The 15,862-nt window shown below is 45.3% G+C and carries 17 protein-coding genes and 1 tRNA gene; 12 read left to right on the forward strand and 6 right to left on the reverse strand.

Translation table 11 applies throughout. From position 1 onward, the window contains the following. The first annotated feature begins 99 nt into the window (after nucleotides 1-99). A complete protein-coding gene (locus ICN41_RS07860; protein ID WP_216292392.1) occupies nucleotides 100-447 on the forward strand; it encodes a hypothetical protein in 348 nt (115 codons plus the stop codon). 90 nt (nucleotides 448-537) lie between these two features. Here ICN41_RS07860 and ychF read toward each other — a convergent pair whose 3' ends face one another. After that, nucleotides 538-1,632, reverse strand: coding sequence for a redox-regulated ATPase YchF (ychF, locus tag ICN41_RS07865; protein ID WP_216292393.1), 1,095 nt, complete (start codon nucleotides 1,630-1,632; stop codon nucleotides 538-540). Between the two features lie 40 nt (nucleotides 1,633-1,672). On the opposite strand from ychF, the gene ICN41_RS07870 reads away from it, so the two are divergent. From ICN41_RS07870 to ICN41_RS07885, 4 genes are read left to right on the forward strand one after another with little or no spacing between them, the layout of a single operon-like run. Beyond that, nucleotides 1,673-2,947 (forward strand): FAD-dependent monooxygenase, encoded by a 1,275-nt coding sequence (locus tag ICN41_RS07870; RefSeq protein WP_216292394.1) that lies wholly within the window; start codon nucleotides 1,673-1,675, stop codon nucleotides 2,945-2,947. Further along, nucleotides 2,940-3,656 (forward strand): DsbC family protein, encoded by a 717-nt coding sequence (locus ICN41_RS07875; protein ID WP_216292395.1) that lies wholly within the window; start codon nucleotides 2,940-2,942, stop codon nucleotides 3,654-3,656. The genes ICN41_RS07870 and ICN41_RS07875 overlap by 8 nt, the downstream gene beginning before the upstream one ends. Before the next feature lie 5 nt (nucleotides 3,657-3,661). Then, nucleotides 3,662-5,437 carry a M61 family metallopeptidase gene (locus ICN41_RS07880; RefSeq protein ID WP_216292396.1) on the forward strand — a complete coding sequence of 592 codons (1,776 nt, stop codon included), beginning with the start codon at nucleotides 3,662-3,664 and terminating at the stop codon, nucleotides 5,435-5,437. Between the two features lie 11 nt (nucleotides 5,438-5,448). Then, nucleotides 5,449-6,201 (forward strand): uracil-DNA glycosylase, encoded by a 753-nt coding sequence (locus ICN41_RS07885; protein ID WP_216292397.1) that lies wholly within the window; start codon nucleotides 5,449-5,451, stop codon nucleotides 6,199-6,201. Here the strand turns inward: ICN41_RS07885 and ICN41_RS07890 are convergent. Then, entirely contained in the window at nucleotides 6,190-6,486 is a 297-nt protein-coding gene (locus tag ICN41_RS07890) for a hypothetical protein (protein ID WP_255537943.1), read from the reverse strand. The two genes, ICN41_RS07885 and ICN41_RS07890, sit on opposite strands and share 12 nt — an antisense overlap. 1 nt (nucleotide 6,487) lies before the next feature. Here ICN41_RS07890 and hemA point away from each other — a divergent pair, with 1 nt between their 5' ends. The 5 genes from hemA (at nucleotide 6,488) to rmuC (ending at nucleotide 11,432) form a co-directional block, all read left to right on the forward strand. Then, nucleotides 6,488-7,804 carry a glutamyl-tRNA reductase gene (gene hemA, locus ICN41_RS07895; protein ID WP_216292398.1) on the forward strand — a complete coding sequence of 439 codons (1,317 nt, stop codon included), beginning with the start codon at nucleotides 6,488-6,490 and terminating at the stop codon, nucleotides 7,802-7,804. Then, nucleotides 7,805-8,884 (forward strand): peptide chain release factor 1, encoded by a 1,080-nt coding sequence (gene prfA, locus ICN41_RS07900; RefSeq protein ID WP_216292399.1) that lies wholly within the window; start codon nucleotides 7,805-7,807, stop codon nucleotides 8,882-8,884. Between the two features lie 6 nt (nucleotides 8,885-8,890). Beyond that, complete coding sequence (gene prmC / locus ICN41_RS07905; RefSeq protein ID WP_216292400.1) at nucleotides 8,891-9,733, forward strand: peptide chain release factor N(5)-glutamine methyltransferase; 843 nt, start codon at nucleotides 8,891-8,893, stop codon at nucleotides 9,731-9,733. Between the two features lie 100 nt (nucleotides 9,734-9,833). Beyond that, nucleotides 9,834-10,142, forward strand: coding sequence for a Grx4 family monothiol glutaredoxin (grxD, locus tag ICN41_RS07910; protein ID WP_216292401.1), 309 nt, complete (start codon nucleotides 9,834-9,836; stop codon nucleotides 10,140-10,142). A 15-nt stretch (nucleotides 10,143-10,157) separates the two neighbouring features. Then, nucleotides 10,158-11,432: a DNA recombination protein RmuC gene (gene rmuC, locus ICN41_RS07915; protein WP_216292402.1), complete on the forward strand. Its 1,275-nt coding sequence runs from the start codon at nucleotides 10,158-10,160 to the stop codon at nucleotides 11,430-11,432. 102 nt (nucleotides 11,433-11,534) lie between these two features. On the opposite strand, the gene ICN41_RS07920 is transcribed toward rmuC, so the two are convergent. Then, entirely contained in the window at nucleotides 11,535-12,119 is a 585-nt protein-coding gene (locus ICN41_RS07920) for a phasin family protein (protein ID WP_216292403.1), read from the reverse strand. A 166-nt stretch (nucleotides 12,120-12,285) separates the two neighbouring features. Between ICN41_RS07920 and ICN41_RS07925 the strand changes: the two genes are divergently transcribed. Together ICN41_RS07925 and ICN41_RS07930 are read left to right on the forward strand one after the other, a co-directional pair. Then, nucleotides 12,286-13,611 carry an MFS transporter gene (locus ICN41_RS07925; protein WP_216292404.1) on the forward strand — a complete coding sequence of 442 codons (1,326 nt, stop codon included), beginning with the start codon at nucleotides 12,286-12,288 and terminating at the stop codon, nucleotides 13,609-13,611. 8 nt (nucleotides 13,612-13,619) lie between these two features. Further along, nucleotides 13,620-14,588, forward strand: a complete 969-nt coding sequence (locus ICN41_RS07930; protein ID WP_216292405.1) for an amidohydrolase family protein — start codon at nucleotides 13,620-13,622, stop codon at nucleotides 14,586-14,588. A 45-nt stretch (nucleotides 14,589-14,633) separates the two neighbouring features. Here the strand turns inward: ICN41_RS07930 and ICN41_RS07935 are convergent. The 3 genes from ICN41_RS07935 to ICN41_RS07945 form a co-directional block, all read right to left on the reverse strand. Next, nucleotides 14,634-14,709 (reverse strand) — tRNA-Thr (locus ICN41_RS07935). A gap of 17 nt (nucleotides 14,710-14,726) precedes the next feature. Continuing rightward, nucleotides 14,727-15,134, reverse strand: coding sequence for a ClpXP protease specificity-enhancing factor (locus ICN41_RS07940; RefSeq protein WP_216292406.1), 408 nt, complete (start codon nucleotides 15,132-15,134; stop codon nucleotides 14,727-14,729). Nucleotides 15,135-15,163: 29 nt separating this feature from the next. Further along, nucleotides 15,164-15,775, reverse strand: a complete 612-nt coding sequence (locus tag ICN41_RS07945; RefSeq protein ID WP_028819209.1) for a glutathione S-transferase N-terminal domain-containing protein — start codon at nucleotides 15,773-15,775, stop codon at nucleotides 15,164-15,166. Between the last annotated feature and the right edge of the window lie 87 nt (nucleotides 15,776-15,862).

Below are 15,862 nucleotides of genomic sequence, written 5' to 3' on the forward strand. Positions count from 1 at the left end.
TTTTTCAAATGTGCGTACAAGTTACAAATCAGTTTGTAGCTAGCTTAAGGGATATACTCTAGGTGTTTACACCACGCAAACACCTACTTAAAGCCCTTAATGACAGTTAATAAAACTTCTTACCTTCGCTTTCTCAACTTGATGGATGCGCTTGATCGCATTAATCCTGGGAAAAAATTAGACTGCATTGAAGAGAGTTTGCTAGACAAGATTGTCTTGGCCTCATATGCCAAAGATTCTGTTTTGGTAGGTGACTTAATTTCACTTTCTGAATTGGGCTCGCAAGCCACGCTTCATGGTCGCCTAAAAAATCTGAACGCCATGGGCTACATCAAGATGGCCGCCAATGTGGATGGCCGTAAAAAAGAAGTTGTCCCAACCAAGATGGCACTTAAGCGTTATGAAGAAATTTCGAAATGCTTAGAGAAGGCAACTAAATCAAGTTAAGCATGATTTGACTTAGGCTGTATATACAGCAAGTAATAAAAAAGCCCTTTTAAAAAGGGCTTTTTTATTAGCGAAGATCTGAATAAGGCTTTAAACGTTAAACAAGAAGTTCAATACATCTCCGTCTTTAACAACATACTCTTTTCCTTCAGCGCGCATCTTGCCAGCCTCTTTAGCACCCGCTTCACCCTTGAACTGAATAAAGTCATCATAAGCAATGGTTTGCGCACGGATGAAGCCGCGCTCAAAATCAGTATGAATCACGCCAGCTGCCTGGGGCGCTGTATCACCTTGATGAATAGTCCATGCACGCACTTCTTTAACGCCAGCAGTAAAGTAAGTCTGCAAGCCCAATAAGGAATAACCTGCGCGAATGACGCGGTCTAATCCAGACTCTTCCATACCAAGGTCTGCCAAAAACTCAAGCTTATCAGCATCATCTAAATCTGCGATCTCTGCTTCGATTGCGGCACATACCGCTACTACTGGTGAGCCTTCTTTAGCAGCATGCTGAATCACAGCTTCTAAGTGGGGGTTATTGGCAAAGCCACCTTCTTTGACATTGGCAATGTACATGGCTGGTTTCGCAGTAATTAAACAAAGCGGCTTTAACAGCACTAGTTCTTCTTCGCTTAACTTCATGCTACGCACTGGCTGAGCCTGATCAAGATGGGCTTGTACCTTGGTCAGTACAGCCACCAATGCTGCCGCTTCTTTGTCATTACCCGACTTTGCTGCCTTACTTGAGCGCTGCAGTGTTTTTTCAACGGTCGTTAAATCCGAAAGCGCTAATTCGGTATCAATCACTGCAATATCGGAGATCGGGTCGATTTTTCCAGCCACGTGGATCACATTAGCATCCTCAAAACAGCGGACCACATGCGTAATGGCATCAGTTTCACGAATATTGGCTAGAAATTGATTGCCCAGACCTTCGCCCTTAGAGGCGCCTGCCACCAGGCCAGCAATATCGACGAACTCGACTGCGGCCGGCAGAATACGCTCGGGCTTCACAATTTCAGCCAGAGCGGCTAAACGGGGGTCAGGAACCTCAACCACGCCCACATTAGGCTCGATCGTGCAGAAAGGATAGTTTTCCGCTGCGATTCCAGCCTTGGTAAGCGCATTAAAGAGGGTAGATTTGCCGACGTTAGGCAGGCCGACGATGCCACATTTCAAAGACATAGCCGTATTGTAAAGGGGCTTGTTTCGATATCATCGAGTTATGTCAGAAGTTCATCAAAAAACCCCCTCCAAACACCCCGCTCATTCCCAGCCAACTCGCGTAGTAGAGGTTGCTGTGGTGGGTGGCGGCATAGCCGGCAAAGCATGCGCACTAGGTTTAGCACAACTTGGCCTAGTCACGGTTGAGATTGCACCCGATTTAGATCAAATAGTGCCAAGCCCGCAGGGTGAGCAATGGGGTCAACGGATATACGCCTTTTCACCAAGCACGCAAAAATTGTTGGCCCATTTGCAAATTTGGGATGCCATCGATCATGCTCGCCTACAAGTTGTCAGAGATATGCAGATTTATGGAGATCGCGGTGAAAAAAATGATCATCTGCATCTGTCCGCATTTGAAGCAGGCACACCTCAGTTGGCCTGGATTGGTGAATCCAATTTAATAGAAAACACCCTTGACCAAGCATCTCGTTTCCAAAATAAATTAGAACGCATTACTGATCATGTAGAAAAAATGGAAACTGATGCAGATGGCGTCACGCTCCATTTGAAAAATGGTGGGCCCATTCGCGCACAACTCGTGATCGCCGCTGATGGCGCAAATTCACCTATTCGCTCTGAACTCGGCATTAGTACAACGGAAGAGAGTTATACACAAAGTGCAGTTGTTGCAAACTGGATATGTACTTATCCACATCTTGAGACAGCCTTTCAATGGTTTTTGCCAGGCGGTGACATTGTTGCGATGCTGCCCTTACCAAATAAACAAGTGTCGATGGTGTGGTCAACTACTCCAGAAAATGCATCAGCACTGCTAGAGCTTGATCAAAATGGGTGGTCTAATCTATTGAGCTCTCTTGCGAATGGCGCCATCAGCAAACAACTTGGTGAACTCACGCTGAACTCGACACCCGCAGCCTTTCCATTACGAAAAATACGGGCAAGTCGCTTTATTGGACCTGCCGAAGCGCCAAAGATCGTGCTGATTGGCGATGCTGCCCACGTCATGCATCCACTCGCAGGCCAAGGTCTCAATTTAGGCCTTCGCGATGTTGCTGTCCTTCTTAACATCCTGGGTAAGCGTGAATCTTTCCGAACACCAAGCGACCCCGTTCTGTTACGTCGCTATGAACGCCAACGACAAGGGGATACCACTGCCTTATTGTGGGTCACTGACAAACTGAAAAAATTATTCTCATCCAGCAGTAACGCAGAGCGTCAACTCCGTAACTGGGGTCTTGGCTTGGTAAATAAAAGTCACTTTATTAAACAGCGCCTCATCGAGCGCGCATTAGGGGAAATTGATTTTGAATAAACTTTTATCTAGCGGCTTAGCGATCTTAGGTGCACTACTTTGCATTGGAGTTGCCAATGGCCAAACCGAGCAACAACTGAAAACGGATTTACAAAAAAAATTAGGCACGAATGCCAAAGTACGCAGTGTCTCACCCGCCCCAGTAAGCGGCTTATATGAAGTGCTGGTTGGGAATGACGTCTTTTATACCGATAGCTCTGGAAAATATTTAATCCAGGGAGAAATCATTGAGCTGGCAAGCGGTAAAAATATTACTGAACAAAGACAGGCTGATTTAAACCGAATTAAATGGGCCGATCTTGTACCAGCCAATGCGATCAAAACAGTACGCGGCAATGGAAGCCGACAGTTGGCTGTTTTTTCTGATCCCAATTGCGGCTACTGCAAGCGGCTTGAAAAATCTTTACAGCAGCTCGATAACGTGACTGTGTATACCTATCTCCTTCCGGTCTTAGGTCCCGACTCACTTCAGAAGTCAAAGCAGATCTGGTGCGCAGCTGATCCCTATAAAGCCTATATGGATTGGATGATCGGCGGTTCCGCTCCGAGCGGCAAAAGTGATTGCGCAACACCTTTAGATAAAAACATGGCTTTTGCAAAGTCGTATGGCGTCACTGGCACACCCACCCTCTTCTTTACTGATGGCAGCCGCTTCCCTGGCGCAGTTCAGATTACCGATATTGAAAAGAAATTTAGCTCTCTCAAGTAAATCCTATGAGTTATACCGATCTTCCTCAAATTCAATACACCGTATGGCCAGCCGATCTCCACGGTCATCGCTATCGGATCAAGTTACATATTGCCAATCCTGATCCAGAGGGACAGGTCATTGCAATGCCTGCTTGGATACCAGGCAGCTATCTCATTCGTGATTTCAGTAAAAATATCGAAGCCATAGCAGCAAAGTCAGCTGGTGGCGATAGTAAGACGCTTCACTTAGAGCGCATTGATAACGATCAGTGGCGTCTACCAAAAAATTGTTCGGCAGTTGACATCATGACTACGGTATATGCCTTTGATTCTTCTGTACGCGCTGCATATTTAGATACTGAACGTGCTTTCTTTAATGCCAGTAGCTTATGTTTAGCAGTAACAGGACAAGAGCACGTACCATGCTCACTAGCCATCTTGGCGCCTGAAGACGCATGTGCAGATCAATGGTCTGTTCAAACTAGTATGGCGGCAGCGAAGACAGACTCACGGGGCTTTGGTTTTTATCTTGCGCAAAACTATGATGACTTATTAGATCATCCGGTTGCTATGGGTGAGTTTCAGATAGTCCAATGGCAAGCGCATGGCACGCCCCATCGCATGGCGATACAAGGATGCGCTCACCCTATAGATACTGCCCGCCTAGCGGATGACCTCAAGGCAATTTGCAGCTCTACGATTGATTTGTTTGAACCCAAATCTCATCGAGCGCCCTTTAAGAGCTACCTCTTTTTAGTCAATGCCGTATTGAATGGCTATGGCGGTCTTGAGCACCGTAATAGCACTGCCTTGCTATGTCGTCGGGATCAAATTCCTCAAGATCAAGTGCTCTATGAAGAAAATGCTTACCGAGAGTTTTTAGGTCTATGTAGTCATGAATATTTTCATGCATGGTTAGTTAAGCGCATTCAACCTAAAGTCTTTCAACCTTATCAACTCGATCGCAGAAATCACACTCGCTTGCTCTGGTTGTTTGAGGGCTTCACCAGCTACTACGATGATTTACAACTATTGCGCAGCAAGCGCATTGATCTCAAAACCTATTTGAAATTAGTCTCGGATAACTGGAATGGAATTTTGCGCGGCCCCGGAAGACAGAAGCAAAGTCTTGCCGATAGCTCATTTGATGCATGGACTAAGTATTACCAAGCAGACGAAAATACGCCGAATGCTGTTGTGAGCTACTACGGAAAGGGCGCCCTATTGGCACTGGGCCTAGATCTACAAATCCGAGCATTCTCTAAAAATAAATTTTCTCTAGACGATCTCATGCGCCTCTTATGGAGAAAGCATGGCATCACGATGGATGGCATTGCCGAGGAAGGCATGGATGATTTACTCTACGAGCTCCTGGGAGACGGCTTTACCAAAACTTGGAAGGAAATGAAGTCCAAGTATGTCTTTGGTACTGAAGATATTCCGATTCAGAAATGGATTAGCTCAAGATTAATTTCAGTGAAACCGAAATCTGAATCGAAACTGGAAAAATTAAAGTTGCAATTTGGTATGCGCCATGCCGACAGTAATGGATGGCTCAAAGTAACCCACGTCCTAGATGGCGGGATAGCCCAAGCGATTGGTCTAGCATCCGGCGATTTATTAGCCAGCATTAATGGTCAGCGTATCACTAGCTCACGCTGGGATAAAGTATTGGGCGGACTAACAGAGGGTCAAAGTATCCATGTCTGTTTTTATCGAGACGACTTTATGCATGAGCGTTTAGCCCAAGTCACGGCGGCAACTCCTCCTCAGTATGAGCTCAGCACTACAAAACATTAATTACTCTTTTAATGCGCTCTTTTTCTGAAGCAGATATTCCGCAGGACTGGCAGAAACTTTTGGGTGATTATTTTGAGTCCAATGAATGGCTCGCATTAAAAAATAACTTGCAGTCAGCATTAGATCAAGGGTCAGACCTCATCCGACCAGCGCCTAAAGATTTTTTTAAAGCCTTACAGTTAACTCCGGTTGATTCAGTCAAGATAGTCATTCTCGGTCAAGATCCTTATCACTCACCTGGGCTTGCACAAGGGCTCGCCTTTTCTATTCCCGAAAATATTCCAACAAACTCGCGAGCGTTTCCAAGCTCGCTTCGCAACATCAGCAAAGCTTTAGCTTTAGATGGTTTTGGTCATCTACCTCATGGTGACTTGCATGATTGGGCTAAGCAGGGCGTATTGCTGCTCAATACCGCACTTAGCGTGAGATTAGGTGAGGCCGCAAGCCATGCCAATCTAGGATGGAAAAGTCTGATTGATCGCTTAATCCATGCGCTCGCCCTTCATAAGCCCAATTTAGTTTGGATGTTGTGGGGAGGACATGCGCAATCTAAGTTAGCCCTCATACAAAACTCTCAAAGCCAACTTATTCTTCAATCCTCACATCCATCGGGATTGGGAGTCTATAAAACGGATCGACCTTTTTTAGAGCCAGGAGGTCAAAGGAGTTGTGGCCACTTTAGCAAGACTAATGAATGGCTAAAGACCCACCAAATACCCCCGATTCAGTGGATAGGTCAGGCGAGTCCGGACTTATTTAGCTAAAGCGGTGTAGGTGCAGCCTACTAAACAAGAGGTAACAATCGCACTGAGCCACTCCAGCATCTGTCCCGATTGAAAAAAGCCTGTGTATTGGCCTAAATATGAGCTAGCAATTGCTGCAATAAAGCCCAGAAAGACGGCTAAGAGGAGCTTTATGGGTTTTGAACCACTAGATTTCCCAGGGTAAAAAATCCAGGCTGAAGCCCCTGATACCCCGCCAATTAGCAGAAAAGCCAAAAACCCCATTGTTACCCCCATTAATAGCGTCATCAAATCTATAATCCCCATTATGAAGTTGTTGACACTCGGCATCAATCATCACACAGCGCCGGTCGCCATTCGGGAAAAAGTTGCCTTTGATCCTGAATTTCTTCAAGAAGCGTTGCACGATCTTCGCCAACACTTAGTTGGCGCGAATCAGGCTGGGCTGCCTGAGGCTACGATTTTGTCAACCTGCAACCGCACTGAAGTCTACTGCGCTGCGAATGATGCGAGTGCTGCTGGCCTTTTGCATGAAGCCACTTTTGATTGGCTCGCTAAAACCCAACAACTTGCACCAAGCAGCCTGCAACCCCACATTTATTCCCTTCCCCAATCAGATGCAGTACGTCACGCCTTTAGAGTGGCGTGCGGATTAGACTCGATGGTGATTGGTGAAACCCAAATCTTAGGGCAAATGAAAGATGCCGTTCGCACCGCTAATGATGCGGGTGTACTTGGCACTTACCTCAATCAACTCTTTCAGAAGACATTTGCTGTTGCAAAAGAAGTACGTGGCTCTACTGAAATTGGCGCGCATTCTATTTCGATGGCAGCTGCTTCAGTGCGCTTATCGGAGCGTATCTTTGAAAAGATTTCTGATCAGCGGATTTTATTCATTGGTGCAGGTGACATGATTACCCTGTGTGCAACGCATTTTGTTTCGCGTAAACCAAAAAATGTATCTATTGCTAATCGCACAATTGAACGCGGCCAAGAATTAGCAGACTCTATCTCTGCACAAGATGTTCAGGCTGATTCTTTCAGGCTATCCGAGCTTCCTGGACGTCTTCATGAATTTGACATCATCGTTTCCAGTACTGCCTCTTCTTTACCGATTATTGGTCTAGGCATGGTTGAAAGCGCCTTAAAACAACGGCGCCATAAGCCTATGGTCATGATTGACCTAGCGGTTCCTCGCGACATTGAGCCGGAAATTGCTAGATTAGATGACGTCTACCTCTACACCGTCGACGACCTTGGCGTCATGATTCAAACGGGTGCCAATTTACGTCAAGCTGCAGTAAGTCAAGCTGAGGCGATTATCGAAGATCGCGTTGGTAACTTTATGCACTGGATGCATGGCCGCAATGCAGTGCCCATCATTCAAGACATTCAACAACAAGGTGAACGCTTAAGACAACTTGAGCTTGAACGCGCCATGAAGCGCCTGATGCGCGGCGATGATCCTCAAGAAGTTCTCAATGCTATGGCTCAAGGTCTGACTAATAAATTCTTGCATGGGTCTCTTCATGCACTCCAGCACTCTAACGGCGCAGAGCGTGATGCCCTAGTGAAGTTACTGCCTAAATTATTTGCCTCGCATTCCAAACCAGAAGACCATTAGATGAAGCCCAGCATGCGGGCTAAGCTAGATCATCTAGACACGCGCTTAGCCGAACTCAACTCTCTTTTAACTTCTGAAGAAGCAACCAAAGATATGGATGCTTATCGGAAGCTCACGCGCGAGCATTCTGATATCGCCACTGTTGTAGAGCAATTTGGCTTATACAAGCAGGCTGAAGCAGATGCTCAAGCCGCAGAGGAAATGCGCAAAGACCCTGAGATGAAGGACTTTGCCGATGAGGAGCAAAAGCAAGCGCAAGCGACGATGGAAGAGCTGGAGGGGGCCTTACAAAAGCTCCTGCTACCCAAAGATGTAAACGATGAGCGGAATGTGTTCTTAGAAATTCGTGCTGGTACTGGTGGTGATGAGAGCGCCCTATTTGCTGGTGACTTACTCCGCATGTACACCCGCTTTGCTGAACGCCAAGGCTGGAAAGTAGAAGTCGTTAGTGCCGCTGAATCTGACTTAGGTGGTTATAAAGAAGTTGTACTCCGCCTGGTTGGGCAGGCAGTATATTCTCGACTCAAATTTGAGTCTGGTGGACATCGTGTGCAACGGGTTCCCCAAACGGAGACTCAAGGTCGCATCCACACATCGGCCTGTACCGTGGCTGTCATGCCTGAAGCAGATGAATTAGAGGCTGTCAAAATCAATCCAGCTGAATTGCGGATTGATACCTTCCGCGCCTCTGGTGCAGGTGGCCAGCACATCAATAAAACGGACTCTGCAGTACGTATCACACATCTACCTACCGGTACGGTTGTGGAATGTCAGGATGATAGAAGTCAGCACCGTAATCGCGAACAGGCAATGAAGGTCTTAGTGTCTCGCATCATGGATGCGCGTGAGCGTGAAAAGCATCAGCTTGAAGCACAAACTCGTAAATCATTAATTGGCTCTGGTGATCGTAGCGACCGTATTCGGACTTATAACTTTCCGCAGGGACGCATCACAGATCACCGCATTAATCTTACGCTCTACAAAATTGATGCCATGATGGATGGTGATATTGATGATCTTTGCAACGCTCTGGCTTCCGAACATCAGGCTGAATTACTCGCTGCCCTGGGCGATAGCTAATAAAAAATGGGTGCTAATTTGTCATTGCGTGACTTGTTGCGCAGTTCTACCCTTCCTCAAAGCGATACGCGCTTATTACTAGCCCATGTTCTAGATAAGCACTATCAGCTTCCTCGGTCAGCCCTACTATCTCGGGATGATATGGAGCTCAGCCCAATTGCCCTCGCAGACTGGAAGCTACTAGAAACTAAACGCCTTAATGGTGAACCGATTGCCTATCTCGTGGGTAAAAAGGGATTTCACAATATTGAATTACAAGTGGCGCCAGGGGTATTAATTCCCCGCCCAGAAACTGAGCTCCTGGTTGAGATTGGGCTTTTAGAGATCTCTCGCTTAGGCGGCAAAGCCCAGATACTAGATTTGGGCACTGGCTCTGGCGCAATTGCCCTTGCTATTGCGAGCGCAGCACCAGACTCTCAGGTTGTTGCAACTGATCAAGCTCCAGAAGCATTAGCAATAGCTAGATCCAATGCGCAATATTTAAAGCTAGAGCGCCAAGTACAGTTTGTACAAGGTAGTTGGTATGAGGCCATTGAGAGAGAGGCTACTTTTGATCTCATTTTGAGTAATCCCCCTTATATAGAAAAAGGGGATCCCCACCTACAACAAGGTGACCTACGCTTTGAACCAATCCATGCGCTAACTGATCAAGCGAATGGCCTAAGTTGTTTAGCTGCCATCATCTCCAAGGCCAAACTGCACTTAAATCCAAAAGGGCTGATTGCAGTCGAACACGGATTCGATCAGTCAGATGCCGTAGTCGCACTGATGAAGTCTGCAGGCCTGGAGGATATTCAAACCCACCTGGATCTGGCGGGCCACCGCCGGGTAGCCTCTGGTAGAAAATAAGGTATTTGAATAACCCTTTTTGGGATAAAGTCTTAAAATTAAGCAAGCGTAGATTTTCACAGGCGCATTTACAGAAACACCGCTCTTCTAGAAAGAATTTATGGATACACAAGCTCAAATTAAAGAAATCGTGACAAGCCATCCCGTGGTCTTGTTTATGAAAGGTACTGCTCAGTTTCCACAGTGTGGATTTTCAGGAAACGCCATCAATATCCTGCGTGCAAGCGGTGTTGAGAAGTTGCATACCGTGAACGTATTAGAAGATGAAGGCATTCGTCAAGGCATCAAACAGTTTTCAAATTGGCCAACGATTCCTCAGCTCTATATCAACGGTGAATTTATTGGTGGCTCTGACATCATGACTGAAATGTTTCAATCTGGTGAATTGCAAAAGATCGTACAAGCCTAATTTCGTATTGCTTTCGTGACTTTTGATTTAAGTTCTCTAGTACTTTTTGGCCTACCATTTGCTTTATGTGTAGGCCTTTTAGTTTATGTGTTGAATTTACGTTCAGCCTTAGCTCGTACTGAATTACAAGCCCAAACAGAAGCTTCACTAGCCATCACCCTGCGCACCGAGCGCGATCAGGCATTACAAAATGCCATTCGCTTAGAAGCAGAGTTGGATTCCGAGCGCAAGCAAGGTTTGGGCAGAATCGAATCGCTGAATGAAGCTAAAGAAGCTTTAACAAATCAATTCAAGAATCTAGCTAATGAGATTCTGGAAGATAAATCCAAGCGTTTCACCGAACAAAATGCCGCCAGCTTAGATGCCATCCTCAAACCACTCCAAACCAAACTCACTGAGTTCAAAGAGCAGGTGAACACCTCTTATGGCAATGAAGCTCGTGAACGCTTTGCCCTAAGAAGTGAAATTGAACGTTTAGCCAATTTGAACTTGAAGATGTCAGATGAGACTCGTTCTTTGACGCAAGCCTTAAAAGGGGATTCCAAAGTTCAAGGTAATTGGGGTGAATTGGTCCTTGAGTCTATTTTGGAGTCTTCAGGGCTGCGTAAAGGTGAAGAGTATTTAGTTCAAGACAGCCACACCCAAATTGATGGCTCGCGTTTGCAGCCTGACGTAGTGGTCAAACTACCAGAGGGCAGAAGTCTGGTGGTGGACAGCAAAGTATCCATTACCGCTTATGCACGGCATGCTGAGGCTACTGATCCAGCGGCGGCTGAGCTAGAGCTGGCGGCGCATATCCAGTCATTACGCCAACATATTCAAGGTCTTTCTGGCAAGAACTACAGCTCCTTATATGGCATTGGTTCAGTCGATTTTGTGTTGATGTTCGTACCAATTGAGCCTGCCTTTTTATTGGCACTCAAAACAGCACCCAATCTCTATCAAGAAGCACTAGCAAAAAATATTGTGCTGGTTTGTCCAAGCACCTTAATGGCTACTTTAAGAACAGTTGCGCACTTATGGAGACAAGATCATCAGAATCGTAATGCTTTGGAAATTGCAAAACAATGCGGCAACCTCTACGATAAGTTTGTTGGCTTTGTAGATGATCTAGAGAAACTGGGGCAACGCTTAGATCAAGCGCAAACTAGTTACCACGATGCATTCAATAAACTAAAAAGCGGTAAGGGTAATCTCATTCGCTCCGCTGAGAAGGTTCGGGAGCTTGGGGTCAAGCCTAGTAAAAATCTGGCTGCGCCCTTAATTGAATCTGCTGCAGACCCTGAGTAAGTCCTCTACTTTTTAAGGTAAATAAAAACCCCGCTTAGCTTTCACTATGCGGGGTTTTCTTTAAATCGTATTACGAAACTACAACTAACTTATCAAAGTTAATTAAGCAGATTTACGGCTACGTGATGCAGGTGTAGCAGCTTTCTTAACTTGAGCAATCTGACCTTGAACAGCGTCGATTGCTTGATCAGCAGTTTTTTCTGCAGTTGCAAAAGCTTCTTTGCTAGCAGCACGGAACTGCTCGAAACCTTGCAATGCGCTACCGTATACAGTTTTAAAAGAAGACACAAATACGTCTGAACCAGCAGGTGCATTAGCGGCAACAGTGTTGATCCAATCTTGGAAACCATCTTGCAATTGGTCAATGCTTGCATCAACTACATTTGCAAATTCCTTATTGCCATCACGTAAAACCTTAGTTACTTTCTTTTGATAAGCAGCAGCTTGGTTACCAGCAGCTTGCAATGTGTCAGCGCTCAACATTTCAGTAACTTGTTTTAGGTCTTTAGCAGTCAAAACTTGTTGAATACCGTCTTGAGCATTTACCAATGCATCTTTAGAAGCAGCGTAGTTCAACTCAGCCAATTTCTGAGCATTTTCCAAAGCAGCTTCGCTCAAAGAAAATGAAGTCTCGAGGCCCTTGCTGTTAATTTGGGACAATTTAGCGGTGATTTGTTCTTGGTTCATGTATTTCTCCAGTAATTAAGTGGTACAACTAGTCAATTAAGTGCATTTAAGGAGAATTCATTTACCTTAAATATTGCACTGCACCATGAAACTTTAACTGAAGCAATATGACAAAGCAAGAACTTTTTGCTGCTATGCAACAAATATTTACTGAAGAAGTATTAAATTGAATAAAATCAATAACTTAGAATCTAATAATTCTACCCAATCTTACCGAAAAGTAGCTACTGCAGCCTGTTTTGGTACTTTTTTGGAGTGGTATGACTTTCTCACCTTTGCCACCTTGGCGGTTATTTTTGGACCACTATTCTTCCCCTCAAGCGACCCTAATGCCGGCCTTCTGGCGAGCTTAGCGACATTCGGCGTTGGAATGGTAGTAAGGCCTATTGGAGCGGCTATTTTTGGCTCTATGGGCGACCGTATCGGCCGTAAGCCCGTCTTCATGATCACAATCGCTTTGATGGGTATAGCAACTTTTAGCGTCGGCTTTTTACCCAGCTATGCACAAATTGGTATTTGGGCTCCCATCCTCTTGGTGGGGCTACGTTTAATGCAAGGGCTATCCGCTGGCGGCGAAATCGGCGGAAGCGCCGTCTATTTAACTGAGCATGCTGGGGATCAATATCGGGGCTTCAAAACCAGCTTCTTACAACTGATGGGGCCGCTTGGTATTTTATTTTCCACTTTGCAAATTGCTATCTTGCGCTATTACCTCACCAATGAAGAATTTCTCTCCTGGGGATGGCGTGTGCCGTTTTGGGTTTCTATTATTCTTTTGCTGATCGCCTTTAAGGCACGGATGGCGCTAGAAGAAACTCCCGTATTTCTGGAACTCAATAAGAGCAGCGTCAAAGTTAAAAATCCTTTGCGAAGCAATTTCAAGGACGCTCATACACGCAAGCGCATGTTCTTACTCTTCTTTTGTATTTCTGCAGGTGGCGCAGTACTCTTCTTTTCTGTCCAGGTATATACGGCAATCTTTCTAAAAACCTCAGTCAAACTAGCGCCACAATTAGTTGATCAACTCAGCATCTATGCAACCCTAGCCTTATTTCCACTGACACTTTTTGCAGGCTGGCTATCTGACAAGATTGGGCGCAAGCCTGTTGTAGTAAGCGGGCTTTTTCTGGGTGCAATATGTATTCATCCCGCCTATCAATTGCTTCAACAATATGGACAAGCAAACAATGTGGGCATGATTGCCCTACTGCTAACCATTCTCTCGCTTGCCCTTGCTTTGGTGGTTGGACCTCAAACGGCGCTACTGGCTGAACTCTTCCCAGCGAAGACCAGAAACTCTGCGGCAACTTTTCCACATAATTTAGCTGCTGGATGGATAGGTGGTTTATTGCCACTAATCGTGACCTGGCTGAACCAAAAATGGGAGAGTGATGTCGCTGGCCTCTGGTATCCAACCATCTTCTTAGCCAGTGGCGCGATCATTGCCCTGCTCTATTTACCAGAAACACATAAAACAAATTTGCATCACTAAAATAAATCATGGCTAAACATGCTCTTTTCCTATGTCTGCTTATTTTTTCAAGCTGGGGTTATGCACAAGCTAATTCTCAATCAATTGAATTGGCTAAGGTAGTGCCCATTGCCGATGTTCATATGCACACCTATCAACAAAATCCACGATCTGCAACTTGGTGGCGCGAAATGATGGATGCCAATGGAGTTCAATGGGGTGGAGCAGTTGGCGATTACCGAGAGGACGTACAGGCGGAGCTAGGCGATAGATATATTCCCGCAGTTGGTCAACCTGAGTTCTTTAAGGTATTTTTTAAGGATGGTAGAAGTGGATTAAGCAATCCTGAAAATGAAACCTTTAAAGATTTATACCTTCGCTCAGAAAAGCTATTTGCAGAGGGGAAAATCAAGGGTTTTGGGGAATTTCATACTGATAATCACTCAAGTGGGCCCCCAAGAATTCGGCGCAGCATCAGAACAGATAATCCTGCAATGCGGAAGTTTTATGAGATAGCCAATCGATATAGCGGCTTTATTCAAATACATGCGGAGTTTGATGGCGACTTTGAGAAAGATATTTTGAATTTATCAGCAGATTATCCAAATACGACCACAGTTCTATCACACTGCCTTAGTACAAAGAATGCAGATCAAGTTGCCAGAATACTTAGTAAACAAAAAAATATCGTATGCGAGTTATCCAGTTTGGGTGCTGTTCATGTGAATCGACTCAATATTCCAAGATCACCACATGCTTATGATTCTGGCGGCCTCTATAGCAATTGGATAAAGTTTATTGAAGCCTACCCAGATCAAGTGATGCTAGGTTCAGATCCCTGCTGTGGAATTGATGCATCTTATTCTGAAATTATTAGCGAGTTAAGAACTAGCGTCTTGCCCTATCTCAAGCCCGAAACAATTGAAAAAGTTGCCCATAAAAATGCTGTACGCATCTTTTCCCTCAAAGCACCCTCTGAAATAACTCAAAAGCCCTAAAGAAAAAAGGCTTCTAAGTTAATTAACCTAGAAGCCTTTTGATTTTGGTGCCCCTTGTCCGACTCGAACAGACCACCTACTGATTACAAATCAGTTGCTCTACCAGATGAGCTAAAGGGGCAATGACAATATTTTAGCCTATTTCACAATCTTCAAGGACGGCCTGCCGGTTGCTGGCTTTTCTGGGGCCTTATCGCTTGAATCCGCCAGGTGTAAATCACGGTGCTGGCTAGCATCAAAGGGGAATGACATACCTTGGCCATTTTCCCGGGCATAGATCGCCAAAACGTGGCTTACAGGCACCATAATTTTTCTCGGGATACCACCAAATCTCGCTTGAAAACTGATCCAGTCGTTTTCCAATTGCAATTGATGGCAAGCCTCAAGAGATAGATTCAAAACGATTTCGTCGTTCTTTACAAACTCCATGGGCACTTCAACCCGTGCATCCACAAAAACTGCGATGAAGGGTGTAAAACCAAAATCCGTGCACCACTGATGGAGGGCACGGATTAGGTAGGGTTTATTGCTTGGAACGTCAGACATGCTGACCTGTTATGAACCGCTTAACCAAATTAGCGGCGCATAACCTTTTCAGAAGGAGTTAGAGCTTCAATGTAAGCAGGTCTGCTAAAAATACGCTCTGCGTACTTTAAGAGAGCAGCCGCATTACGAGACAGATCAATGCCATAGTGCTCAAGACGCCATAACAATGGTGCAATCGCCACGTCCAACATTGAAAACTCGTCGCCCAACATGTATTTGTTCTTAACAAAAATCGGCGCAAGCTGAGTTAAACGATCGCGAATCGCAAGACGTGCTTTTTCGTGAGTCTTTTCAGCAGCTTTGCCTTTTTCATTTTCTAGTGCTGCTACATGCACAAATAACTCTTTCTCAAAGTTAAAGAGGAAGAGGCGTGCACGTGCGCGAGCCACTGGATCAGGCGGCATTAACTGTGGATGAGGGAAACGCTCATCAATATATTCATTGATGATGTTTGATTCATACAAAATTAAATCGCGTTCAACCAAAATAGGAACTTGGCCATATGGGTTCATGACCGAGATATCTTCAGGCTTGTTAAACAAGTCGACATCGCGGATTTCAAAATCCATGCCTTTTTCGAAAAGCACCAAACGGCAGCGTTGCGAGAATGGGCAGTTAGTGCCCGAGTACAACACCATCATAAATTTATTTCCTTAAATTTCTACTTCAATACAACAAACGCACAACAAACAGCGGCTTTATACATCCTCACTAATGGGCGCCCATAT

Source organism: Polynucleobacter sp. 15G-AUS-farblos (genome assembly GCF_018882445.1).
Taxonomy (GTDB): Bacteria; Pseudomonadota; Gammaproteobacteria; order Burkholderiales; family Burkholderiaceae; genus Polynucleobacter.